Below are 22,949 nucleotides of genomic sequence, written 5' to 3' on the forward strand. Positions count from 1 at the left end.
AAAATGACACCCACCTGGCATGAAACATCGGATTGAGCGGGTTTGTAAATTGCTAAGACGGGAGCTAGGAATCTTGATTCTCAAAGATCTTCGATTTCATGCGCCGCTTGTTTCCATCAGTTCCGTAGAAGCCACTCCAGATTTCAGGCATGCCTATGTTTACGTTACTACCTTGGGTAACAAGCAACAAAGGGAAGAGGCTCTGAGGGTTCTAGCATCCCATCGTCCTCATCTACAGCGCGCCATTTCGAAGCGAATAGCTCTCAAGAACACTCCCTATCTCCACTTCCGATCGGATCAATCTATTGAACGGGGCATTCGCATCACTAAACTGATGGATGAATTGGGATTTTCCAGTCTCCATTCCGACTGATGCCATGAGCCCGATGGCATCCAATTCTCAGCCGCCGGCCAATGCTCGCTTTAAACAGATTCTATCTGCTCTCCATTGGGCTAGAAACATCCTGGTAACAAGTCACCTCAGACCAGATGGAGATGCTTTAGGCTCTACCATTGCATTCGCTCTCTGGCTTCGAAGTCTCGGAAAGAAAGTGACCATCTGGAATGAAGATGGAGTACCAAGTCGGTTTCACTACCTTCCCTATCACTCCTATGTTTCGGTACCTCCCACGGACAAGCATTCCTTTGACGGAGTAGTCGTCCTTGACAGTCCCACTCGCGGTAGATTGGGAAAGGCCCTTACAGCTATCAAGTCCCCTGGTATCTTGATCAATATTGACCACCATGTCAGCAATCAGCGCTACGGTGATCTCAACTATGTGGATCCTTCCGTTCCAGCTACTGGGCAGATTCTTTTTGACCTCTTCCGTTATGCGGAAGTGGATTTTACTCCAGAAATTTCTACCAACCTTTATGCGGCTATCTCCACAGACACCGGTTCCTTTCAATATGCAGGCACCACTCAGCATACTTTTGAGTCTGCTGCATATCTCGTGCGTTCTGGGGTCCAAGTTACTAAGCTCTCTCTAGCAATGTATCACAGCCAACCCAGACGCTGCTTTCGTCTCCTCCAACACGCCCTAAATAACACCCAATTTTCCTGTAATGGCACTGTTGCCCACTTCTCTCTTTCTCTTTCAGATCTTAAGCATCTTCGGATCTTCCCAGAAGACAACGAGGGCATTATCGATCACTTACGCTCTGTAGAAGACGTTCTAGTGGCCCTCTTCTTTGAAGAACTCCCTGATGTTAGGGTACGCATTAGTGCCAGGTCAAAAGACACACGCATTGATGTGTGTAAAATTTGCATGCAGTTCGGTGGCGGGGGTCACCCATTTGCTTCTGGGGCATGCATTCGTGGTTCTCTACCCTCTATTCGAGAAAAATTTCTTACTGCTATCTACCATGAAATCCAAGGTCTCACTTGATGGTATACTACCCGTGGATAAGGCCTCCGGCATGACTTCACATGATGTCGTAGCTATTGTCCGTCGCGCTTTTTCTACGAAAAAGGTTGGCCATTGCGGCACGCTTGATCCTTTGGCTACTGGTCTGCTCCTTGCGACAATAGGCAAGGGGACCAAAATTCAGGACCTCCTCATGAGTGAGGATAAGGAATATATTGGGACCCTGCGGTTAGGAAGCATCACCGACAGCCAGGACGCGGAAGGGACGGTACTTGAAAGGTGCTCTGTACCGCATTTTTCTGCTCTACAGATTGAAAAAGCATTCCGCCGACTCACTGGAGGTTTCTATCAAATACCGCCCATGGTTTCTGCAATTAAAAGAAATGGAGTTCGTCTCTACAGACTCGCTCGTGAGGGAAAAAGTGTCGAAAGGACACCCCGTTTTGTCCATGTACACGCCTTCAAAATTCTGGCAGTTCGGTTACCAGAGATAGATTTTTGTGTGGAATGCAGTAAGGGATTTTATGTGCGCACTTATGCTCACGATATTGGTGCACTCCTTGGATGTGGGGCGTACCTCCAGGCTTTGCGCCGAACCCGATCTGGGAAATTTTCACTTCATGGAGCCGCGACCGTAGAAGAAGTTAGAAACTCCTCCTTAGATCTCTTAAAGAGGCGCGTTCTTAGCCTTCCGGTTGTATCCAGGCTTCGGCGCGCATGATCCTCCACTCTATCTCAGAACTAAGGGCTATTGCAGCTCCTCTTGTAGTCGCCGCTGGAGTGTTCGATGGAGTTCATCTCGGCCACCAAACACTTATCCGCCGTGCTCTAGAAAATGCCCGATATGGAGACGCTCTCTGCCTTATTTTAACTTTTGATCCCCATCCAGCCCAACTCCTTCACCCTACCTCTGCTCTGCGTCTCCTAACTTCCACAGCTCATAAAATCCGCCTGATACAGCAACTTGGTGCAGAGCACATACTCGTCCTATCCTTCAACGCGGCATTTGCTGCACTTTCCGCTACAGAGTTCATTCATCTCCTTAGTCTGCACGTTCCTTCTCTCCAAGAAATTTGCGTTGGATACAACTGGTTGTTCGGAAGGAGACGTGAAGGGAACGTCCTTCTCCTCCGCCAGCTCAGCACAAAGTTCGGATTTCGAGTTACAGAAATTGGTGCCGTGAAAATAGATGGCAAGGCCGTTAGCAGTACCCGCATTCGGGACTGTATCCAATCCGGAGATCTCCATTCTACTGCCAAATTTCTTGGTCGTAAGTACACCGTTTTAGGAACGGTTGTGAAAGGGGAAGGGAGGGGACACTCCATAGGATTTCCCACCGCAAACCTGGCTACAAACGAGCTCTTCCCTCCAGACGGAGTGTATGTAGTCTATGCACGAGTCGACGGTATCATGTTTCCAGGTGTGACTAACATTGGTACCCACCCAACATTCTGTCTTGCCTCTCAGCGGATTTTGGAGGTTTATCTCTTAGACTATTCTGGCAGTTTGTATGGAAAAGACATCGAAGTGTGTTTTGAGGCCTACCTCCGTAAGGAGTGTAAATTCCCCAGCCCTCAACTGCTACGCACGCAGATTGAACAAGATGTCCGTGCTGCTAGGGCCATCCTTCAAAGGTAACCACCCTCCAACCCCCTTTCTCCCATGAGGTGGGGCAAACACCCCATCTACTACATCTCCTCCTCATGCTCCAACAATTCCTAACCGGATATAGCCCTGTCGTGGCTTCGACAGCGCGCGCTCCTTTTTGAGTGGAGGAGCCATTTTGTTCCTAGCCACCATCTCACTAGCTCGGGCTCGGGAAAGCGCGCTCATAGTAGCAGACAGCCAAGTCGTCTATGTCCTACGTGATAGAAACATCGAGCACAGATTCCAGATTGGCAGCCTAGCAACCATTGCCACTGCAATGGTAACACTCGACTGGAGATTGACTTCATGAATTCTCTCCTCGGATTATGCTGCGACTCAAACACTATCCACTATATTAGATCACGCGTCCGCGATCCTGACCCTAATCCTTTGGACCTTTCCTCGGCAAGGAACTTTGTTTTACACATGAACGCACTAGCACATCGTTTAGGGATGCACCGCACTTACTTTCCTAACCCGGATGGTCCACCTACAAATAGGCAACAAGGCTGTTCAATGGCAGCAGACATTATTCGTTGGGCTTATTATACCTATCAAAAGCCCAGTTCCGCTTCCATGCCAGGCAGGCCTCTCGGCCTATTCAAATCATCCGAGGGAATCCGGCACATGCTTTCCATCTCCAAAATACCAACCGATTTCTTGGTTACAAACGTATAACGGGATAGACAATTGTTGTGATAAACACACTAGAAAGCACCTCATTCTAACGGCTGACCAACCTCCACATGACTGGACAACGTGGAAGGAGATGGGTCACACCATTAGTCCTCAACGCCTTCTCGTTGTTTTTGTTGGGATCTACTATAATTGCTTGAACGATGGCTTGGCGTCTTTACGGTATGGATGGAGGCTGTATGATTGTAGGATCACCTGAGGGCGTCCCGTCGGCACGATTTTCTCTTCTAGATTCCCGCCTGCTCGCCTGTGGCGAGAAAGAGAAGAGACTAGTGTCGCCCTCAGGCAAGGGGGATGCAAAGAACGTTACACAATACTAGATGAGAAAGAGAATCAGTGTGCTGACTACCGGTGGGGATTGCCCAGGGCTTAACGCAGTCGTGAGGGCTGTTACCCGCAGTGCGGATCGTTATGGAATGGAAGTGCTCGGATGCTGTGAAGGGTTTGAAGGGCTTCTGCCTCCAGGGAATTTTCTTTCACTTGACCGCTCCGCCACCGCAGGCATTATGCACCTCGGTGGCACTATCCTTGGTACCACAAATAAGGGGCACTTTGTTGCGAAAATAGGAGCTGGAGATAAAACTGTCATCCCACGAGAAATTGTTCAAAAGGTTCGACAAACCTTCGATGCCTGTGGTCTGTATGCCCTTATTATTGTTGGAGGCGATGGCTCACTCACCACCGGATTGCAACTTTTTGAAAACGGGATGCCTGTCGTGGGCGTTCCAAAGACAATCGACAATGACCTAGAAGCTACAGCTATTACATTTGGTTTTGATTCAGCTGTTGCTTGCGTAGTGGACGCTATGGATCGCCTCCATACCACTGCAACGAGCCATCGGCGTGTCATGGTCCTAGAGGTTATGGGACGCCATGCGGGTTGGATTGCTCTTTATGGAGGTATGGCTGGAGGAGCAGATGTCATTCTAATTCCAGAGATTCCTTTTGACCTTGACAGAATCTCAGAGTCAGTTAGGCAGCGTGACAAGTTTGGAGCAAAAAGTACTATGGTGGTCGTTGCTGAGGGGGCTCGTCCAAAGCAAGGAGGACAGTGTCTTCATACTGTCACAGGCGGGGAGTACCGCTTGGGTGGAGTAGGAGAGGTAGTGGGACACGAAATAGAGAACCGTACTGGAAAGGAGACTCGCGTCTGTGTCTTGGGCCACCTCCAACGGGGAGGGGCTCCCACTGCCGTAGATCGCATCCTCGGCACTCGTTTCGGAGTGCATGCCGTCAAACTCATCCATGAAAGTAAATTTGGCATGATGGTAAGCTACACGGATGACTATATTACGGAAGTACCGATTAATGAAGCGGTTAATAAGCTTCGGCAGGTTCCTCCAGATTGCCAGATAGTTCAAGACGCCCGCGCCTCAGAAATCTCCTTTGGGGATTAGAATCTCGGATGCCTAAAGAGGTGCTGTGTGAGCAGTCCATCCGGAAGCTAATTCGTAAGCATTGGCAAGACGAAGAAGTTTTGCCTCTTCAAGGGCGTTGCCGAGAAATTGAACTCCAATCGGAAGAGACGAGCCATCCAACTTCGCGAAGCCGCAGGGCACACTGATACCACAGATTCCAGCTAGATTTGTAGCAATGGTAAAAATGTCCGCCAAATACATACGCAGAGGGTTGTCCCTCCGCTCCCCCAAGCGAAAGGCAACGTCTGGCGACGTAGGACAAATGAGAGCATCTACCTTGCTAAAGGCCTCTTTAAAATCTTCACGGATGAGGGTACGTACCCTTTGGGCACGGAGGTAATAGGCATCGTAATATCCTGAGCTTAGCACGTAGGTGCCAAGGATAATGCGACGTTTCACTTCACTTCCAAAGCCTTCCTCACGGCTACGTCGGTAATGATCGAACAAGTTTCTGGGCCCCTCGGCGCGATAGCCGTAGCGCACACCATCGAATCGAGCAAGGTTTGAAGAAGCTTCAGCGGTGGCCAAAATGTAGTATGCATTGACAGCATACTTCGTATGAGGAAGGGAGAGCTCTATAATCTCAGCGCCCAACTCACGGCATTGCTGGATGACCTTCTCCACAGCAGATCGCACCTGAGAATCTATTCCATCTACGAAATATTCTTTTGGGATACCAAGACGTAGTCCTTTCACACTGAGATTAAGCCCACGCGTAAAATCTTCCCGAGGACATTTCAAGCAGGTAGAATCTTTTGGGTCATTTCCGGAGATGGCATTAAACACCATGGCGCAGTCGCGTGTGGAACGAGCAAGTGGACCAATTTGATCCAGTGAAGAGGCGAGAGCAACAAGTCCATAGCGCGAAACGCGACCATACGTTGGCTTCAGGCCTACACAGCCACAAAATGCGGCTGGCTGTCGGATAGAGCCGCCGGTATCTGAACCTAGGGCTGCGAAGGCTTCGCGAGCAGCGACAGCTGCAGCAGACCCTCCACTAGAGCCCCCTGGAATACGCTGTAGATCCCAAGGGTTACAGGTGGGCTGTATGGCCGAGGTTTCGTTAGAAGATCCCATAGAGAATTCATCCATATTTGTCCGCGTAAACAGGATAGCACCAGCTGCCCTCAGCCGAGTAATAACCGTTGCATCATACGGGGCACAATAGTGTGCAAGCATCCTTGAGGCACAAGTGCAAGGATCTCCTTTCACATGAATGGCATCCTTGATTGCAACCGGCAACCCGCCTAATGGAAGCGAAACGTCCGCCCGATCGGCCAGTTGCATAGCGCTTTCTATATCCCGATGCAAAAGGGATTTTACCCTCGGCTCTACCTGGACAATGCGTTCCTCCAGTGCCTTAATAGCGTCGCGCGGATGAAGCTCTTTGGTCCGAAATTTCCGTTGCAGTTCGTGTAAGGTCAGTGCTGTGATCTCCATCGGTTACTCGACAACCTTGTTCACCACAAACAGCCCACCGGATGCAAGCGGGGCGTTCCCCAGAGCAGCCGCCTTGGTCAGGCCCTCTATAGGTTTGTCCTTACGAAAGACATTGTATATTGGAGCCGCATGGGCCGTTGGCTCCACACTGGAGATGTCCACAGCTTTCAGCTGTTCTATACACTCCAATATTTGCTCTAGCTGGATTTGAAAAAGGGATTCCTCCTGCTCGGTGAGTGCAATGCGAGCAAGGGCTGCAACATCATGTACACTGAAGCGTGGACTACTCATGGATGATCTCCAGTTTAAGTCATCAAAAAGCTTTTTAGAACGTGTTCCCTCTCTATAAAAGGATTGATGTCAAACCAGTATCAGACACAGGCACTTCGCTTCCTGCACGCCCACAGCGTAACATAACAGGAAGAATGCAGCTGTGTAAAGCCCAGAACAAGAACTTCCAAGTATTCCGAAGGTGTATAGGAGGTAAACGGCTCATAACAAAGTGGTAGGTGGGAGAGGAGCGTGTTGAACGGTTAGAGGAGACTATTTCATCGATAGGCGGTATGGAGAAGTTTTTTGCGGCGAAGGGTGGATTAAAAGGCAACATACTAAGAGCTGTCCACACCTTTCTTTCTCTCATAAGGAGACCAATGCAGACCCCCCAACTTAGAGCAAAATCAAACCTAGGAGGCTAGGGAGGGGCCCCCGCTTTTTTATTTAAAGAAGCCAGGATGAGAAAATTGGCCCAGGGCCGCAGGCACGACCCAACCCCCCCCTTCACCAGGGCCCCCATTCTTCTTAGTGCATTGCGTAAAGTAAACAAGGTAGGAGCCGCTAGTAATACCGGGGGCATTAGTGTCTAAAGTGCCGGATTCCTGTGAAAACCATAGCCATTCCCCGTGCATTCGCAGCTTTGATTATCTCGCGATCTCGCATGGCACCACCAGGTTGTATTACGGTAGTTGCTCCAGCCTCAGCGGCTGCAATTAACCCATCTGCAAATGGAAAAAACGCGTCGCTACAGGCTGCACTACCCCGTAGTGACAACCCAGCCTCTCGTGCCTTCCAGGCTGCAATCCTCGCTGCATCAATTCGCGACATCTGTCCAGCTCCAATCCCGAGGGTACAATCCTCGGTAGAATAAACGACGGCGTTAGACTTGACGTGCTTAACGACTTTCCATCCAAATGACATAGCTTCTATTTCCTTCGGGCTAGGAGGACGAGAGGAAACTACCTTATATTCCAATCCACCTGTGTTTGGCGAATCCGCTTCCTGAATAAGTATACTCCCCAGTACAGAACGGGCTTCCAGTGCCTCCACGGAAGGCCACTGAAGTATCCGCATAAGGTGGAGGTTTTTTCTCTTTTTTAGAAAAGAAAAGGCCCCCGTTTCAAAGCCCGTAGCAACAATAATCTCGACAAAGATTTCTGAAATAGCCTGCGCTAACGTGAGGGTAATCGGACGGTTTACGACGACAACTCCACCGAAGGACGCTGGCCGATCCGTGGAACAGGCCTTCATCCAAGCCCTTTTAAGGCTGGGATCGGAGCCTACTCCGCAGGGATTTGTGTGCTTTAGAATGGCTACAGTTGGTTCAGTAAACTCTGAGATCAGTGCCACCGAGCTGCTAATGTCCAGGATGTTATTGTAGGAGAGTTCTCTACCATGAAGTTGACTAACATAGTCGAAAAACGACCCATAGAGTCTCGCATTCTGGTGGGGATTTTCTCCGTAATCAAGGCAACGGGCGAGAGGCAGATCCAACACGAGCCTGTCGCTAACCGCTTGCTCTCGGCTAAGATATTTAGTAATGCTCTCATCGTAGGAGGATGTGGTGGCAAAGGCCTTGACAGCAAGCCTCTCGCGCAGCTTGTGTGTTGTTTCCCCTGCATTCCTCCCAAGCTCCTCCAACACATTCACGTAGTCCGCCGGATCTGTGACCACGGTTACATGGCTATGGTTCTTAGCAGCGCTGCGGATTATTGAAGGACCACCAATGTCGATTTGATCTAGAACCTCTTCAAGGGTTCCCCCTCGGGAAGCCGTTTCTACAAATGGGTAAAGGTTTACGATTACAAGATCTATCGGCTGAATTCCATAGGTCAGCACTTCTTTTACATGTTGCTCCTTCTCTCGCAAATAAAGTAGCCCAGCGTGTACCTTCGGATGTAGGGTTCTTACCCTTCCTCCAAGAATTTCCGGAAACCCAGTGAATTCGGCAATTGCTATTACGGGGATCCCTTCAACTTGCAGTGTCCTAGCAGTACCACTAGTGGCGAGTATTTCAACGCCTAGCTCATTCAATCTAGAAGCGAAAGGGACCAGACCAGTTTTGTCAAAAACGGAAATGAGGGCACGAGAAACCTTCATCAGGAAATAGAGACAATAGAGACATTCATTACCAATGAGAATGAGCAGAAAATTGCAACTCGTAGAGCTTGCGGTAGGTTGCAGAACTTCGGAGTAACTGAGTATGGGATCCATGCTCGACGAGATGACCACAATCCATTACCACGATCTCGTCCGCTTTTAAAATAGTTGAAAGGCGATGGGCAATGGCTATTGTCGTACGGCCCTGTGTTAGGCGTTCCAGGGCGGACTGAATCATGCGCTCAGATTTCGAGTCCAATGCCGCCGTCGCCTCATCCAGTAACAGAATAGGAGCATCCTTGAGAACCGCTCGTGCAATAGCAAGCCTCTGCTTTTGCCCCCCGGAAAGTTGACATCCCCTGTCGCCGACAGTCGTGTTATAGCCCTCTGGTTGCTCGAGAATAAAATCATGTGCAAACGCAAGTTTGGCTGCCTCCTCAATTTCTTCTTGAGAGGCATCTAGACGCCCATACCGAATATTTTCATAGATCGTGTCATGAAAAAGAAAAGTGTCTTGACTGACCAACCCAATGTTCCTACGGAGGGACTCCTGAGTAATGTGCCGAATGTCCACCCCATCGATCAGAATATATCCCTCCTGAGGGTCATAGAAGCGCAGTAAAAGCGAAAGCATGGTAGTCTTGCCCGCACCGCTGGCTCCTACTAGGGCATATTGGCAACCGGAGTGGATCGAGAGTGAGATGTTGCTCAATGCTTTTTTACCGGCCTTGTAGTAAAATGACACCCCCTCAAACTGAATGTTGCCTTGAGGATAGACGAGCTGCTGTGCACCCGATCGGTCTCGAGTGGAGGGCCTCAATCGCAGAAGGTCAAAGATACCCCTGGCGCAAGTTAAACACTTCTGGAGTTCAAGAGGAATTTTACTAAGCTTCTTGACTGGCTCATAAAGAAGGAAGATACCCACAAGCAAGGCAAGAAATTTCATGGCTGACATTTGCCCATAGTACACGTACACTAGTGCGAGAGAGACGCCGCAGGCAGAGATGCCTTCGACGAGCGGCTGGACGATTTCGGCGCTTCTGCAGATCTTGAGGCTATGTTCTAGCTGAGCCTCGCTGGATTTCTTGAAGAGTTGAGCCTGGTAGACTTCTCGTCCGAATCCCTTGACCATGCGGATACCGGTGAAAGATTCTTGAAGGATTACAGACATGGTTCCTACCTCATTTTCCTCCGCTTTTCCAGCACGGCGGACCTTCCTACCGTATATCAGAACTGGTACGATACAAAGCGGAAGAAGTATGAAAGTAGTCAAACTGAATTTCCAGTCGATGCGCACGAGCACACCTACTCCTATCAACACGGAGAGAGGAGCCTTGGTGAGCTCCGAAGCTATCGAAACAAGGGTTCCCTGGGCCGTACGTGTATCATGCATCACACGAGAAATCAGCTTACCAACTCTGGCTTGGTTGAAGAAATCCATCGACTGTGAAAGCAAATGTAAAAAGAGAGTTTGCCTCATATCTGTCAAAAGACGGAGACTGACCCACCGCATGCAATAGGTGCTTAGGTAGGACAGGATACTACGTGCAAGCATTGTCAATGGAATAAGCAGGCAAATCAGGACAACTGGAAGGCTTAGTTTTTCCCCCTGGTTGGATTCCGCGGCATGTATCAATTCAGTTTGACTGACTCCTGTACGAAACACTTTCTCCCCGACATATCTCACAATTAACGGCACACACCCGTTCACAAATGCGAACCCGATCCCACATATTAATCCGAGTGCAAACCGCCTTCGATACGGCCCCAAGAAGGGTAGCATTTGCAGGTAAGGTGTCCAGGAGGCTCTCACCAATTTGAGAGAGGGAAATTTTGCTTTTGGAGAGCGAGGCATAGTCAAGATTTGTTAGACCAACGGAGTACCTGCTACGGGAACTCCGCCTACTGTATCTACAGGGCAAGGGGATCTTTTGCGTTGGGGGAGAAGGGTGGAAGGGACAGGGCTAGCCTTAGCAACAGCCATGTAACAGCCATCTTGGCACCAGTTGGTATCCAAGCAGCAGAATAAGAAAATGGTTGATGGTGGAGATCATTTCAAGCAAGGCAGTAGAGACTATTGTTACTTGCAGAGTGCACTTAATACTGTTCCTCTTTCTCTGGTGCCATATAACAAACAACCTGAGGGGGCTATTGAGTTATTAGTATCCAGGAGAAGTATCCCGGCGGGTAGAAATTGTCTCGTGCATTCCTTTTTACGGCGCGCATCCCTCCTTAGAGGGATACAGCACCCCACCATCCCACGTAGTAGGAGCGGATGGATAAAAAGGGGCCAGGCCATTCTTTTTTTCCTTTCCGTTGCAGGCTGCGCTACCTTGCAGCCGCCTGTTAGGCCTTGCAAGTCAATGGCGCCTCCATTGTCACCTGATAGCCGGTTTCAGCTAAAAAAGGTCCGGCAATTCTTCAACGAACCAAGCTTCTTTTTCCCTACCACTTGTGAGGTAATTAACTTCGAGCGCAATTCGGTCAACCATGGAGCGATTTCCCAAGGCCAATTTGACCGGTTACGTGGAAATTACTTTTCATTCCTATGGTGTACTTCAACAAGAGCAAACACTATAGTGCGCTTCGAGTACCGTCAAAATTCTTTAGGTAACAAGACACGGGCCTTAGAGTGTTGCTACCCCAACGCGCTTGGTTCCTACAAATCCGAGTTCAGAGTGATAGGAGAGGATTACTCAAAATTTGGCAGAGTTGTTTCCTGGAGGATACTGCTTATTGCGGAAGGAAAAATTGTGGCCCTCCGCCAGTCATTTTTGTAGCGGCAGAGTCGCCCCTATTCTTGCGGCAAGAAAAAATCTTGCGTTTTTTCTGTTTCAGAAACTATATAGAGCCGCGCGGGGTTGCTTGCATCGCACACGCGGTCCACCGTTCCAGAGTTGCTCATAGGGAGCCGAGTGGATGTTTCGGAGACGGCATTGCCCGCTTTGCTTGTTGCTCTTATACCTCACTGGAATAACTAACTGGAATATGAGTGTGTACGATTTAGTTGTACAAAAGTCGGCATGATCCTTTGGCATCGGCAGCAGCAAAAAAAGCCTTGACGTAGCTTATACGGGTTGTGTGCCCCGTTCTGTGACGATACACTCAAACTTCTACGCGGACAGAAGCAACAAATGTGCCAGGAGCAATGACTGACCAGAACTCAGTGAGCTCAAAATAGGGTTGTTCAGAGTTTTCTCCAGGTAGTCTGGTATATTTCCAAGGAAATGGTGTAGCGGCAGGGGTAAGCTAAAAAATCTGGAAGGTATGGAGGAGCTCACCCGTAGTAAACGATATTACCTTTTTTCTCACTAAGAAGACATCATGACTACTCCTGAATCGGTAGAGAACGAAATGGAAAAACAAGAAGAAATTACCCAGGAAACAACCAAGGACCAGGATCTAAGAACCAAAGATAAGGACCTCGGCATACCTGCACCCGCAGAAGGCGCTGGCATGCCCCCTGGGGAGGAGCTGGAGGCAGAAATTATCAAGCTGAAAATGGAGGCTGAGGGATTTAAAGATTTGGCTTTGCGCTGCCAAGCAGAGTTAGAGAATTACCGCAAACGCGTCCTCAGGGAGAGAGATGAAGCCATCCGCTATGGAAATACAGACCTCCTAGGGCGCCTTCTTCCCGTGGTGGATAGTTTTGAACTGGGGCTGGAAGCCGCAAAGAATGCCTCTGATACTGCCGGGATTCTCGTTGGCATGAATATGGTATGGGGAAAGCTCCAGGACTTTCTACGGGAGAATGGGGTGCAGGCTATAGATGTAAAAAATGCACCCTTCGACCCTAAGCTACATGAAGCGGTTAGTCACGAACATAGCCATCAAATAAAAGATGGCTACATCATTCGCCAACTTCGGTGTGGCTATAAGTTGGGTGACCGGCTTCTGCGTCCATCTACAGTAGTCACATCTAAAGGTGCGGCGGACTCATGAGGGAAAAAAAGGGATATTACGAAATTCTTGGAATTTCCCAAGACGCGGATGCTAATGCAATCAAGCGTGCATACCGAAAACTTGCAGTGAAGTTTCATCCAGACAAGAATCCTGGCAACAAAGAAGCGGAGGAACGCTTTAAAGAAGTCAGCGAAGCCTATGACGTTCTCATGGATCCGGAGAGGCGTACCGCTTATGATCGCTACGGGCATGCTGCTTTCCAACAAGAGGCAAGTTTTCAGGGAAAGAGTGGTGGCTTCCATGATCCATTCGACATTTTTCGGGAAGTCTTTGGCGGTAGCGAGGAAGGAGGAGGCATCTTTGAGCAGTTCTTTGGAGGGAGGGGAGGTAGAGGTGAGGAAGGCCGTCAGCGCGGATCTGATCTGCTTTATGATATGAAGATTTCACTTGAGGAGGCTGCTAGGGGATGCGAGAAGGAAATTGAGATCCGAAAATTAGATGTGTGCGAATGCTGTGGAGGGCTTGGAGCACAGGCAGGTTCTCGCGATATAGCGTGCTCCATGTGTCGCGGCCGTGGTCAGGTGGTAGCCTCAAGGGGATTTTTCCAGATTTCGCAAACCTGCCCTACTTGTCAGGGCAGTGGACGCGTCATCGAAAAACCCTGCAGGCCCTGTAGTGGGGAAGGTCGTGTGGAGAAGAGTTCTCGCATGAAACTGAAAGTTCCTATTGGAATTGAGGACGGGTCTCGTTTGCGCTCTTCGGGCAGGGGAGAAGCTGGTATTCGTGGGGGTGCTCCTGGAGACCTCTATGTTATTGTCCACATCCGGCAGCATCGCATGTTTCAGAGGGACGGCTCAGACTTGTACTGCGAAATACCAATCCCATTTGCTACTGCAGCACTAGGTGGAGAAGTTCGTGTTCCTACTTTGGAGAACACTGCAACACTGAAGATCCCACCTGGTACACAAAATGGTACTCTGTTTCGCATCAGTTCTAGGGGTATGCCGCTTTTACGTAGTTCCGGCCACGGCAACTTGCATGTCAAGGTCCAAGTGGAAGTCCCAACGAGTCTCAACAGTGAGCAACGCAGGAAATTGGAAGAATTTGCCGAACTCTGCGGGGAGCACAACATGCCTCTACACCGATCTTTCTACGAAAAACTGAAAGGCTTGTTCTCCTAGAAAGGAAAAATGTTGGTTTCTGATTCAGAAATGAGGGCTAGTGAGGAGACTGCTTTTGCACAAGGGGTTAAAGTAGAGGCATTAATGGAGATAGTCGGAGCGGCGGTCGCCAAAATCGTTAATCAATTCTATCCTAATCCTGGCCAGTTGATAGTTTTCGGTGGAAAAGGCAATAACACTGGTGATGCTCTAGTTGCTGCTCGCCTCTTGGTTAATCGGGGATGGCATGTTCAGTTTCGCTGTGCTTTTCCAGAAAACGCATTGAATCAGCTTGCCTCCCTCAAGCTAATGGAATTCAGCCGGTCCATCCTAGCTAAGGATAGCCCTCCCTGTCCTTCTGGTGCAGTAGTTGTGCTGGATGGTTTGCTGGGAACAGGGGCCAATGGCCCTCCATGCGCTGAGATTTGTGTTGCCATTAACCAAATCCACCACCTCCGTGAAGCAGGTGCTTGGGTGTTAGCAGTAGATATTCCTACAGGTCTTAATTCCAACAGCGGTTTGCCAAGTGCCCCCTGCGTGGAGGCTGATCTTACAGCTACCGTAGGATTTGTAAAAAAGGGGCTGGTGGCTGATACCGCAATCAACTATGTCGGCAGACTAGCCCTCATTACGTTGACAGAACTTCCCACCGGAAAGGGAGATCCTGCTGAGCTTATTACCCCATGTCTTCTTAAACATTGGTTATTACCTCGAAAATTCAGTTCACATAAAGGCTTATATGGCCGGATAGGCATCTTGGCTGGAAGTCGGCACTATCCTGGAGCAGCTAGGTTGTGTGTTCACGCAGCACTTCGTGCTGGGGCTGGTATCGTAATACTATTCCTCCATGAGAAATCAGAATTGTATCTGCCCATGGTAGCTTCTTTGCCTCCGGAAGCCATCGTTTTGCCCTTTCAATCTTCCGAAGAGATTTTCCAGCAGCGCTTGGACGCGCTTTGCATTGGTCCCGGGATAAGGGAGGAAGAGGAAATGGAGATCTTAGAGATAGTAAGGAAAGCACAAATGCCGACTGTTGTGGATGCGGGAGCGCTTAACGTTGTTTCCCGTCAACCTCAGGTACTCCGTGCATGCCGCGGATTGCGGCTTCTTACACCTCACCCAGGTGAGTTTGCTCGCTTATCTCCCGAATTAGCACAACTCCCTAGGAGGGAAGCTGCGGAGGCTTTTGTATCTAACTACCCCGCTATCACTCTCCTCCTTAAGGGAGCACGTGCCGTCATTGTAGAGATGGATGCACCTCCCCTGATAAATAGTACAGGCAATCCAGGCATGGGTTCGGCAGGGATGGGGGATGTCTTAACCGGGGTGTGCGGTTCTCTTCTTGCACAAGGACTGACCCCACGGCAGTCTGCGAGCGCCGGTGCCTGGTTATGTGGGAAGGCAGCTGAGATTGCCATCTTCTCTCGTGGACAATCCCCTCAATCTCTTCTGGCGGGAGATATAGTCCAATCACTTGGCCAGGCCTTCATTAGCTTGCGCCAAGGAACTTACTAAACTTACTAAGCGTTTCTTTGTTTTGATATTGCCTCCCACGACGAGACCTAAGCAAAGAAAGCACCCCCTCTAATCGGCGTTTGCTCTTTCGCTCCTCTCTTGCTTTCTTAGGAAAGGCAGTAAACTCTTCTTCCTTCAAGCTATTTCCTTAAGTCTTTCGGCAAGTTTTTTTGCTGGCCATTGACCAGGAATCATGGAGCTCATGGGGCGTACCAACCATCCATAGTTGAATGTAGAGCCGCACCTGGCCAGCACCAAACGGGATACCATACCTAGCGGTCCCATCCCCATTGCTGCTACGGGAAGCAAGGATGCGGCATAGTCTAGGAGTTCGAGAAGGCATGCCAGGTCGCGGGAATCGTTTAGATACGTGGCCACCTTAAAGAGGTCTGCGCCAAGTCGTTTTGCCAGTGAAACCTTCTTTAGAAGTTCAGTGATGGAGGGAGTCTCCGAAAAATGATGAAATGAGGCAATGACCCGTACACCAGACTTTTTAGCTATCTGCAGGATAGGAGATAGCTCTTCCCAAAATTGTAGTTCCAAGTCTACAAAAACTGCAAAGGACATACTTGCGGCGAGGAGCTCCAAACGGCGCTCCATAGTTAGGTCCCTGTTACCTCCTTCTCTTGGATGACGTGCTGTAACAATAAGAGGCCTGCGGGCATTAGCAATCCCTCGCAGGCACGGAGGAAAACCATCTAACAAATCCAGCCGAAGTTCAATGGCGTCTACCCCAAAAAGCTGATCCTCTGACAAGCATTCAAGCTTCTCCACCTTCTTGCAGTGGAGAATTCCTATCACATTTGGCCGGTTAAGGCATAAAAGAAGGGACATTTATCGGATATTTAACTTTTCGGACGAGACACACAAGCTAGCATGTGCTTGGGAGTTCCGCCCTCATCCTAGATGCAGCGATCTCTACGCCTTTTCCTTACAAGAGTCGAAAATTGAGTAGAGTGCCGGGTTGCATGAAGGAGCATTTGTAATGCGTTCAGGATCAAGAGTCACACCCTGGTCAATATAATGCTTTCCAAACCGTTAACAAGCGTGGTTACTGGCGGAGCGGGATTTCTGGGATCCCATCTTGTAGACCGACTTTTGTCTGAAGGGCACAGAGTTGTCGCTATTGATAATCTGACCACCGGTAACATTGCCAACATTAAACACCTAGCCAACAACAAGGACTTTAAGTTTGTCTATCATGACATTACCGGGTATTTCTTCCTGGAAGGTCACGTAGATCTCGTCTGGCACTTCGCAAGCCCAGCAAGCCCCACTGACTACCTAGAACTTCCCATCCCTACTTTAAAGGCAGGGGCTTTTGGGACCCATAATGCCCTCGGGCTTGCAAAGAACAAAGGGGCCGCATTTTTACTTGCCTCTACTTCAGAGTGCTACGGTGATCCCCTTGTTCACCCACAAAACGAGGATTACTGGGGGAATGTTAACCCAATTGGTCCACGAGGAGCTTACGATGAGTCTAAGCGGTTTGCGGAGGCCATGACCATGGCTTACCATCGTCATTACCAGATGGACACCAAAATTGTCCGCATTTTTAATACATATGGCCCGCGCATGAGACTGAAAGATGGGCGGGCAGTCCCCACTTTCATTGACCAGGTTCTTAACGGGAGCCCGTTCACTATTTTTGGTGATGGGTCTCAAACCCGTAGTTTCTGCTACGTGACAGATCTCATTGATGGCATCTGTCGCCTGATGGCGAGTGATTATCACCAACCAGTAAATATCGGAAACCCCAGTGAAATGAGCATTCTCCAGTTTACCAGGGAGGTGACCCGCTTTGTAGAAAGGCCGTCAAAAATTGAGTTTTGTCCTCTTCCGGAGGACGATCCAAAGATAAGGCGACCTGACATCTCCAGGGCTAAGAAAATCCTCGGATGGGAACCAAAAGTTCCTCTTGAGGAAGGAATTCGGGCTACCATCGACTTCTTTCGGAGCAAGATATCTACTACTAAGCATCTTGCCCCGTGACACATTGGTTCTTACCAGTGGGTTCCTTCCATTTTGATTTGTATCGGGAAAATAGATCCCGTCTAAAACGGACGCACACCGCCTTCGAAGCCTCTTCCTTACTGTGCTAGTGCACTTCTGTAGTGTAAAGATGAGAGCCCTCACCCGTGGAGTACAATTTCTAGGAAATTTTCTGAGAGCAACTGGACAACATATCTCCCGCTCCCTTATGGTCGCTCGTCATTCACTTTTCTTAGGAAACTCTTCTTAAGGATGCGGCAGCCACACCCTCCTCTGCACGGGCTACTCCTCTTTCTCATTGCCCCTCTTAATAGAAGCGCAGCGGCAACAGACACGATGCCTATAGCCACGACGCTTTGAAATTCCGCATTCATTAGTGCACAGATATTCTAGATATCATTAATTAGTATTATATTTGTCTTCATCCCAGCGAGAAGAGGCATCCGGTTTGGTAAACTACCAGCGCCACCCCGTATGCTATAATAAACATGTAGGCAAGCTGGAATATAGCCCATCCCCAGCTGCCTGTTTCCCGGCGTGTTATAGCGACGGTGCCTACGCACTGGAGAGAAAGAGCGAAAAACACCATGATGGTGACACAAACAAGAGGAGTAAAAACGGGTCGACCATCTGGCCAGTGGTCTCTGAGAAGTACTTCGCGTAGTGGTTTAGCAATCTCTTCCGCTCTCCCTTCTACACTATAGACTATACCAAGGGTGCTAATAAAAACTTCTCGCGCCGCTTGAGCGCAAAGAAGACCGATACTGATTTTCCAGTTGAATCCTAGCGGTTGGAAGACAGGCGCTAGGGCCAATCCTATTTTTCCGGCGAAGCTATGTGCCAGCGCATCCTCTTGGGACTGGATGCTCGACTTTGGATATGTGGAAAAAAACCATAGAAGAATGGAAATACCAAGAATCACAGTGCCAGCGCGTTTCAAGAAAATTACAGCACGCTGATACACTTGTTGTAGTATAGAGGAAAACAAGGGGAAACGATAAGGAGGTAACTCCATCACCATAGGGCAGGAAATATTGCCCCTGAGAATAGTTCTTTTTAGAATCCATCCACAGGTAAAAGCCACTGCGACCCCTACAGCGTACATAGAGAACATAAGGCCGGCCTTGGCTAAGTAAGCAAAGGGCATTTTGGAAGGTAGAAGCAGTGCAATCATTAGCGTGTAGATCGGTATTCTTGCAGAACAACTCATAAACGGTGCGATCAAGATTGTTGCTAGGCGATCTCTGGCATCGGGAATCGCACGGGTAGACATAATTCCCGGGATGGCACAGGCAAATGAGCTCAAAAGTGGAATAAACGATTTCCCGTGTAGACCAACTCGACTCATTAAGCGGTCCATCATGAAAGCCGCCCGGGCCATATATCCAGTGTTCTCCAAAAGCCCAATAAAGAAAAACAGGATCAAGATTTGCGGTAGAAAGACCAGAACCCCACCTAGGCCCGACATCATGCCATCTGAAAATAAATCTGTTAAATCCCCTCTGGGACAGGTGCTCTTGACCCAATTTTTGGCAAGGGAAATCCCCGATTGAATCCAGTCCATTGGATAAGCAGCAACGATAAAAATGGTCAGGAACATAACCGTCATTACAAAGGCAAATGTCACCCAACCCCAGACTGGATGGGTCAGGAAATGATCGAGTTGGTCGGTCATGTCTAGTACTGCTTGCTGCTGTGAGGAGCAGTAGACAGCCCTGGAGCAAATTCCCTGAATTCTTCGGTACCTAGCGGCAGCAGTTATATACCTCCATCTGACGTACTTGCTATCTAAGGTAGCTTGCTCTTGCACAACTTCCTTGATGAGTGATGCAGGCAATCCATAGAGCGAGAGTCGGCTGGCACAAGGCTCCAAAAGGGCGAGGCGAGCAGCTGTCCTGTGGCCCTCTGGGGTTGCTGTAGACAGGCGCGTTGTGGCTTCTCTCAGAGGAGAGAAAGGTTCTTCTGGAAGTAGGGAGGGGGGCTTCTTTCTGTATTTGACAGCAAGCTGTCGTAGCTCTACCAGTCCGCTGCGGGTAAAAGCGTTACACGGAATGACCGGACATCCAAGCTCTTTGCTGAGCTTTGCCGCATGGATGGTTTTTCCAAGTCTTTTAAGAAGATCCATCATGGTAAGAACGAGGATGACAGGAATTCTTAGCTCAAAGACTTGACTTACCAGAAACAAATGTCTCCGAAGGCTGGTGGCATCTGCTATGCACATAATGCAGTCGGGAGGATAGGTATCAGTTCGTAGACCGAGAAGAACCTCTGTGGTGATACGCTCGTCAGGCGAGGTCGGATTAAGGCCATATGTGCCGGGAAGATCAATTAGCCGTATAAGTTCTCCATGTGGTCCACTAAAGTTTCCTGTTTTTTTCTCCACAGTCACTCCGGGATAGTTACCCACTTTCTGGCGTAGTCCAGTAAGTGCGTTAAAGAGAGTTGTTTTTCCACAATTAGGGTTCCCGACTAGAGCAACTGCAATCTGTTTGGAGGAAGAGCAGGTGGTGTTAAGCATAAAGGGACCCGTAAGGTTTTCTTCACCAACCTCAATCCATAAACTGGCTCCTGATGTCACGGGACGGATACAGGATCTCTCCCGAAGAAAAGTTCACGTTATGTGCAGCGCGCTGTGCCAGTTACCTAGCTCTATCGGGATGGAAGCTGGCAACAAGAGTGTTGCTTCGGTGCCCTTAAAATCCTTGTGGTACAAGGGCGGATAGAGAAACAGACAACTCCAGAAGATATAGATAGCACTTCCGAGCCAAGAGCGTCAAACAACGACCTCCTCACACGGAGCGACAACAATCCCGTCAGCCAGTTGATGGCTAAAGGCAAGACGTACTCCACAGACCCAACAGATGAGGCATACCCCGCCGGATACTTTACGAAACCGAACAGTCTCGCAGAGACCCATTTCCCTCAGACGGTGGCAAAAGGCAGGCTCCCCATTAAGTTGAATCAGGCGGAGAGACTGCCCCACCTTTGCGTACCTCAGAGTGGTGCAATTTTCGCTAGCGATCGTGCTTTTCACTGATGGTCCTCTGTTTGAGACAACATCTCAATACTCCCCTGGGAGAAGTCAACACAATTTGGCGAAAAAAGAGCACAACGGTGTTTTTAGGAAAGTGTAGTAAGTTAGTTACGTTCTCTCTATCTCATGGAAGATCAGAAAACTTTGTCCTGGGTATGTATGCTCCTCGCAGCCTCAGAAGGAGGTCGCGTGCTACGTCCTTTCGTGAGGTCTTAAAACTGAATGAGGGAGCAAACTGGCAATGGAGCAAGTGCGCCTCTACCCCTTAGGAGAGAAATCTCGAGGAAGCACTGCGTAATAGCGACATGTGCGCCGGACTCCTGTACAAGGCGAGCAGCAGCACGAGCGGTGCCTCCGGTGGCCAATACGTCGTCTACAATGGAGATTCTTTCTCCAGTAAGGAACGCATCTTTGTGGGATTCTAGCTCCCCACACCCGTATTCTAGGGAGTAGTGAATTGCACGAGTTAAAAAAGGAAGTTTTCCTTTTTTCCGTATCGGGATGAAGCCGATGCCTAGGAAGGCTGCTATGGCAGCTCCAAAGATGAAACCGCGCGCTTCGACAGCAGCGACTTTCGCAATCTGCTCCCTTTTGCAGACCTCCGCCATTTGAGCTACAGCTGCCTGAAAAAGTGCACCATCCCCCAAGACAGGCGTAATATCTTTAAAAGTGATACCTGTCCTCGGAAAATTGGGAATATCCCGGATGGCTGCCTTCAACTCTGAAGTGAGAGTTGCTTTTGTCATAAGGAGCACTTCGGCTCAGCGGGCTTTTATGGCAATTTATACCTAAGGAGATTCCTACCTGTCATCTGGGGGGGGCGTTTCAGATTAAGCAGAAACAAAAGCGTGGGGGCAACATCTGCTAAAATTCCATTATCCACCGTGAAGCGATGGGCTTCTCTAGAAACAAAAACTAAGTGGACGGGATTGGTCGTATGGGCCGTATATGGCGATCCGTCTATGTTGCGCATCTTTTCACAATTGCCATGGTCAGCCGTAATCAATAGACATCCCCCCAACGAAAGGGTTCCCTCAACAACTTTTTCTACCCCCTTATCGACGACTTCAACAGCTCGAATTGCTGCCTCCAGCACTCCTGTATGTCCTACCATATCTGGGTTAGCAAAATTCATGATAACTAAATCATATTGAGCTAGAGCTTCCACTGCGGTTTGCACCAACTCAGCAGCACTCATTTCTGGCTTCAGATCGTATGTTGGAACTTCTCGCGGACTAGGGATCGTTATGCGGTCCTCTCCAGGAAAGGGTTGTTCTAAACCCCCATTAAAAAAATGGGTAACATGGGGATACTTCTCCGTTTCAGCTATACGAAGCTGATGTAGTCCCGCCTTACTAACAATTTGTCCAAGAATGTTTTCCAAGGGCTGGGGAGGGAAAATAACTGGACACTTATAGTCGGAGTTGTATTCGGTCAGCGTAATGTAGTGCACCGCTGGAGTAACTTCCCTGTGAAATTTGTTGAAGTTGTCCAACAGAAATGCTGCGCTCAACTGTCGGACACGGTCTGAACGAAAATTGAAGGAAAGCACAACATCTCCATCCCGGACACGCGGCTGGTCCGCGTACAAAAAAATGAGCGGTCTCATAAATTCATCTGTCTCGCCACCCGCATAACGGTCCGCTAGCGCGACAGGCGGTAGGCTTTTCGTCTCTTCCCCTCGTCCCAGGACTATTGCTTCCCATGCTATTTTACTTCTCGTCCACCGCTCATCACGATCCATAGCAAAGTAGCGGCCGACCACAGTAGCAATTCGTGCTTGGCTTGCGCTCAACTCTTGAGAAAGACGGGTCAAATATTGCGCCCCACCTGTGGGGGGGGCGTCACGTCCATCCGTGATGACGTGCACCAAAATGTCCTCTACCTTTGCTGCATGAGCAGCGTTGGCAAGTGCCACAAGATGAGCTTGTTGGCTATGGACGCCACCATCCGATACAAGACCCAAAAGGTGAAGCCGGCCTGAGCGCGCTTTAGAAAAAGCCTGTTGTAAAACAGTGTTGGTGTCTAATGCCCCTGTCCGGATGGCTTCATTGATTCGAGTCAAATCTTGGCGAACAATACGCCCAGCCCCCAAATTCAGGTGCCCCACCTCACTATTCCCCATTTGCCCAGCTGGCAAACCGACATCTCCCCCACCTGCACTGAGGATACCATGGGGGAATGCGCCATAAAGGTAGTCATGATAGGGAGTCGCCGCAAGAAGGGTGGCATCACCGCTTTCTATTGCTTCAACATTATTTCTTCCCGGACTGATCCCCCAACCATCTCGAACGACGAGGACAATGGGCTTCTTCATTGCGATCCGACTCAACCACACGCTTACTTACCTTGCTACAGCTACATTAACCTTCTTACTGAGGCACGGCACGCCCACTAAGTGCTT

19 protein-coding genes are annotated in these 22,949 nt (G+C 49.3%); 10 read left to right on the forward strand and 9 right to left on the reverse strand.

Going from position 1 to position 22,949, the window contains the following annotated elements; all coding sequences use genetic code 11:
- Positions 1 to 19: 19 nt before the first annotated feature.
- The 6 genes from rbfA to JMM79_03405 all read left to right on the forward strand — a co-directional run bounded on the left by rbfA (position 20) and on the right by JMM79_03405 (position 5,107).
- On the forward strand, positions 20 to 373 hold the full coding sequence (gene rbfA, locus JMM79_03380) for a 30S ribosome-binding factor RbfA (protein QQY08262.1): 354 nt from the start codon (positions 20 to 22) through the stop codon (positions 371 to 373).
- A gap of 4 nt (positions 374 to 377) precedes the next feature.
- Positions 378 to 1,388, forward strand: coding sequence for a bifunctional oligoribonuclease/PAP phosphatase NrnA (locus JMM79_03385; protein ID QQY08263.1), 1,011 nt, complete (start codon positions 378 to 380; stop codon positions 1,386 to 1,388).
- Positions 1,366 to 2,088, forward strand: a complete 723-nt coding sequence (gene truB / locus JMM79_03390; protein ID QQY08264.1) for a tRNA pseudouridine(55) synthase TruB — start codon at positions 1,366 to 1,368, stop codon at positions 2,086 to 2,088. The genes JMM79_03385 and truB overlap by 23 nt, the downstream gene beginning before the upstream one ends.
- Positions 2,085 to 3,005, forward strand: a complete 921-nt coding sequence (locus tag JMM79_03395; GenBank protein QQY08265.1) for a bifunctional riboflavin kinase/FAD synthetase — start codon at positions 2,085 to 2,087, stop codon at positions 3,003 to 3,005. The genes truB and JMM79_03395 overlap by 4 nt, the downstream gene beginning before the upstream one ends.
- A 145-nt stretch (positions 3,006 to 3,150) precedes the next feature.
- Positions 3,151 to 3,324, forward strand: a complete 174-nt coding sequence (locus JMM79_03400) for a hypothetical protein (protein ID QQY08266.1) — start codon at positions 3,151 to 3,153, stop codon at positions 3,322 to 3,324.
- A 706-nt stretch (positions 3,325 to 4,030) separates the two neighbouring features.
- Positions 4,031 to 5,107: a 6-phosphofructokinase gene (locus JMM79_03405; GenBank protein ID QQY08267.1), complete on the forward strand. Its 1,077-nt coding sequence runs from the start codon at positions 4,031 to 4,033 to the stop codon at positions 5,105 to 5,107.
- Positions 5,108 to 5,119: 12 nt separating this feature from the next.
- On the opposite strand, the gene gatA is transcribed toward JMM79_03405, so the two are convergent.
- From gatA to JMM79_03425, 4 genes are all read right to left on the reverse strand, one after another.
- Complete coding sequence (gene gatA, locus JMM79_03410) at positions 5,120 to 6,568, reverse strand: Asp-tRNA(Asn)/Glu-tRNA(Gln) amidotransferase subunit GatA (GenBank protein ID QQY08268.1); 1,449 nt, start codon at positions 6,566 to 6,568, stop codon at positions 5,120 to 5,122.
- Positions 6,569 to 6,571: 3 nt separating this feature from the next.
- Complete coding sequence (gatC, locus tag JMM79_03415) at positions 6,572 to 6,859, reverse strand: Asp-tRNA(Asn)/Glu-tRNA(Gln) amidotransferase subunit GatC (protein QQY08269.1); 288 nt, start codon at positions 6,857 to 6,859, stop codon at positions 6,572 to 6,574.
- 561 nt (positions 6,860 to 7,420) lie between these two features.
- Entirely contained in the window at positions 7,421 to 8,941 is a 1,521-nt protein-coding gene (purH, locus tag JMM79_03420; GenBank protein QQY08270.1) for a bifunctional phosphoribosylaminoimidazolecarboxamide formyltransferase/IMP cyclohydrolase, read from the reverse strand.
- A gap of 28 nt (positions 8,942 to 8,969) precedes the next feature.
- Positions 8,970 to 10,640 carry an ABC transporter ATP-binding protein gene (locus tag JMM79_03425; GenBank protein ID QQY08271.1) on the reverse strand — a complete coding sequence of 557 codons (1,671 nt, stop codon included), beginning with the start codon at positions 10,638 to 10,640 and terminating at the stop codon, positions 8,970 to 8,972.
- Positions 10,641 to 12,265: 1,625 nt separating this feature from the next.
- Between JMM79_03425 and JMM79_03430 the strand changes: the two genes are divergently transcribed.
- From JMM79_03430 to JMM79_03440, 3 genes are read left to right on the forward strand one after another with little or no spacing between them, the layout of a single operon-like run.
- Positions 12,266 to 12,883, forward strand: coding sequence for a nucleotide exchange factor GrpE (locus tag JMM79_03430; GenBank protein QQY08272.1), 618 nt, complete (start codon positions 12,266 to 12,268; stop codon positions 12,881 to 12,883).
- Positions 12,880 to 14,025 (forward strand): molecular chaperone DnaJ, encoded by a 1,146-nt coding sequence (gene dnaJ, locus JMM79_03435; protein ID QQY08273.1) that lies wholly within the window; start codon positions 12,880 to 12,882, stop codon positions 14,023 to 14,025. Before JMM79_03430 ends, dnaJ begins: the two co-directional genes overlap by 4 nt.
- Before the next feature lie 9 nt (positions 14,026 to 14,034).
- The gene (locus tag JMM79_03440) at positions 14,035 to 15,519 is read left to right on the forward strand and encodes an NAD(P)H-hydrate dehydratase (protein QQY08274.1); all 1,485 of its coding nucleotides are present in this window, start codon (positions 14,035 to 14,037) and stop codon (positions 15,517 to 15,519) included.
- Between the two features lie 135 nt (positions 15,520 to 15,654).
- Here the strand turns inward: JMM79_03440 and JMM79_03445 are convergent, their stop codons facing one another.
- Positions 15,655 to 16,353 carry a type I 3-dehydroquinate dehydratase gene (locus tag JMM79_03445; GenBank protein ID QQY08275.1) on the reverse strand — a complete coding sequence of 233 codons (699 nt, stop codon included), beginning with the start codon at positions 16,351 to 16,353 and terminating at the stop codon, positions 15,655 to 15,657.
- Positions 16,354 to 16,542: 189 nt separating this feature from the next.
- Here JMM79_03445 and JMM79_03450 point away from each other — a divergent pair, with 189 nt between their 5' ends.
- Positions 16,543 to 17,511 carry an SDR family oxidoreductase gene (locus tag JMM79_03450; protein QQY08276.1) on the forward strand — a complete coding sequence of 323 codons (969 nt, stop codon included), beginning with the start codon at positions 16,543 to 16,545 and terminating at the stop codon, positions 17,509 to 17,511.
- Positions 17,512 to 17,932: 421 nt separating this feature from the next.
- Here the strand turns inward: JMM79_03450 and feoB are convergent, their stop codons facing one another.
- The 4 genes from feoB to JMM79_03470 all read right to left on the reverse strand — a co-directional run bounded on the left by feoB (position 17,933) and on the right by JMM79_03470 (position 22,862).
- Complete coding sequence (gene feoB / locus JMM79_03455) at positions 17,933 to 20,029, reverse strand: ferrous iron transport protein B (protein ID QQY08773.1); 2,097 nt, start codon at positions 20,027 to 20,029, stop codon at positions 17,933 to 17,935.
- 255 nt (positions 20,030 to 20,284) lie between these two features.
- Positions 20,285 to 20,545, reverse strand: a complete 261-nt coding sequence (locus tag JMM79_03460; protein ID QQY08277.1) for a ferrous iron transport protein A — start codon at positions 20,543 to 20,545, stop codon at positions 20,285 to 20,287.
- 212 nt (positions 20,546 to 20,757) lie between these two features.
- Positions 20,758 to 21,291, reverse strand: coding sequence for an adenine phosphoribosyltransferase (locus JMM79_03465; protein QQY08278.1), 534 nt, complete (start codon positions 21,289 to 21,291; stop codon positions 20,758 to 20,760).
- Positions 21,292 to 21,317: 26 nt separating this feature from the next.
- Positions 21,318 to 22,862 (reverse strand): 2,3-bisphosphoglycerate-independent phosphoglycerate mutase, encoded by a 1,545-nt coding sequence (locus JMM79_03470; protein QQY08279.1) that lies wholly within the window; start codon positions 22,860 to 22,862, stop codon positions 21,318 to 21,320.
- Positions 22,863 to 22,949 lie beyond the last annotated feature (87 nt).

The organism is Candidatus Xiphinematobacter sp. (assembly GCA_016766635.1).
Lineage (GTDB): Bacteria > Verrucomicrobiota > Verrucomicrobiia > Chthoniobacterales > Xiphinematobacteraceae > Xiphinematobacter.

Bases quoted from the DNA above. Each gene is read 5' to 3' on its own strand.
- rbfA (QQY08262.1), top strand. From the start codon at position 20: ATGAAACATCGGATTGAGCGGGTTTGTAAATTGCTAAGACGGGAGCTA.
- JMM79_03385 (QQY08263.1), top strand. From the start codon at position 378: ATGAGCCCGATGGCATCCAATTCTCAGCCGCCGGCCAATGCTCGCTTT.
- truB (QQY08264.1), top strand. From the start codon at position 1,366: ATGAAATCCAAGGTCTCACTTGATGGTATACTACCCGTGGATAAGGCC.
- JMM79_03395 (QQY08265.1), top strand. From the start codon at position 2,085: ATGATCCTCCACTCTATCTCAGAACTAAGGGCTATTGCAGCTCCTCTT.
- JMM79_03405 (QQY08267.1), top strand. From the start codon at position 4,031: ATGAGAAAGAGAATCAGTGTGCTGACTACCGGTGGGGATTGCCCAGGG.
- gatA (QQY08268.1), bottom strand. From the start codon at position 6,568: ATGGAGATCACAGCACTGACCTTACACGAACTGCAACGGAAATTTCGG.
- gatC (QQY08269.1), bottom strand. From the start codon at position 6,859: ATGAGTAGTCCACGCTTCAGTGTACATGATGTTGCAGCCCTTGCTCGC.
- purH (QQY08270.1), bottom strand. From the start codon at position 8,941: ATGAAGGTTTCTCGTGCCCTCATTTCCGTTTTTGACAAAACTGGTCTG.
- JMM79_03430 (QQY08272.1), top strand. From the start codon at position 12,266: ATGACTACTCCTGAATCGGTAGAGAACGAAATGGAAAAACAAGAAGAA.
- dnaJ (QQY08273.1), top strand. From the start codon at position 12,880: ATGAGGGAAAAAAAGGGATATTACGAAATTCTTGGAATTTCCCAAGAC.
- JMM79_03440 (QQY08274.1), top strand. From the start codon at position 14,035: ATGTTGGTTTCTGATTCAGAAATGAGGGCTAGTGAGGAGACTGCTTTT.
- JMM79_03445 (QQY08275.1), bottom strand. From the start codon at position 16,353: ATGTCCCTTCTTTTATGCCTTAACCGGCCAAATGTGATAGGAATTCTC.
- JMM79_03450 (QQY08276.1), top strand. From the start codon at position 16,543: ATGCTTTCCAAACCGTTAACAAGCGTGGTTACTGGCGGAGCGGGATTT.
- feoB (QQY08773.1), bottom strand. From the start codon at position 20,029: ATGCTTAACACCACCTGCTCTTCCTCCAAACAGATTGCAGTTGCTCTA.
- JMM79_03465 (QQY08278.1), bottom strand. From the start codon at position 21,291: ATGACAAAAGCAACTCTCACTTCAGAGTTGAAGGCAGCCATCCGGGAT.
- JMM79_03470 (QQY08279.1), bottom strand. From the start codon at position 22,862: ATGAAGAAGCCCATTGTCCTCGTCGTTCGAGATGGTTGGGGGATCAGT.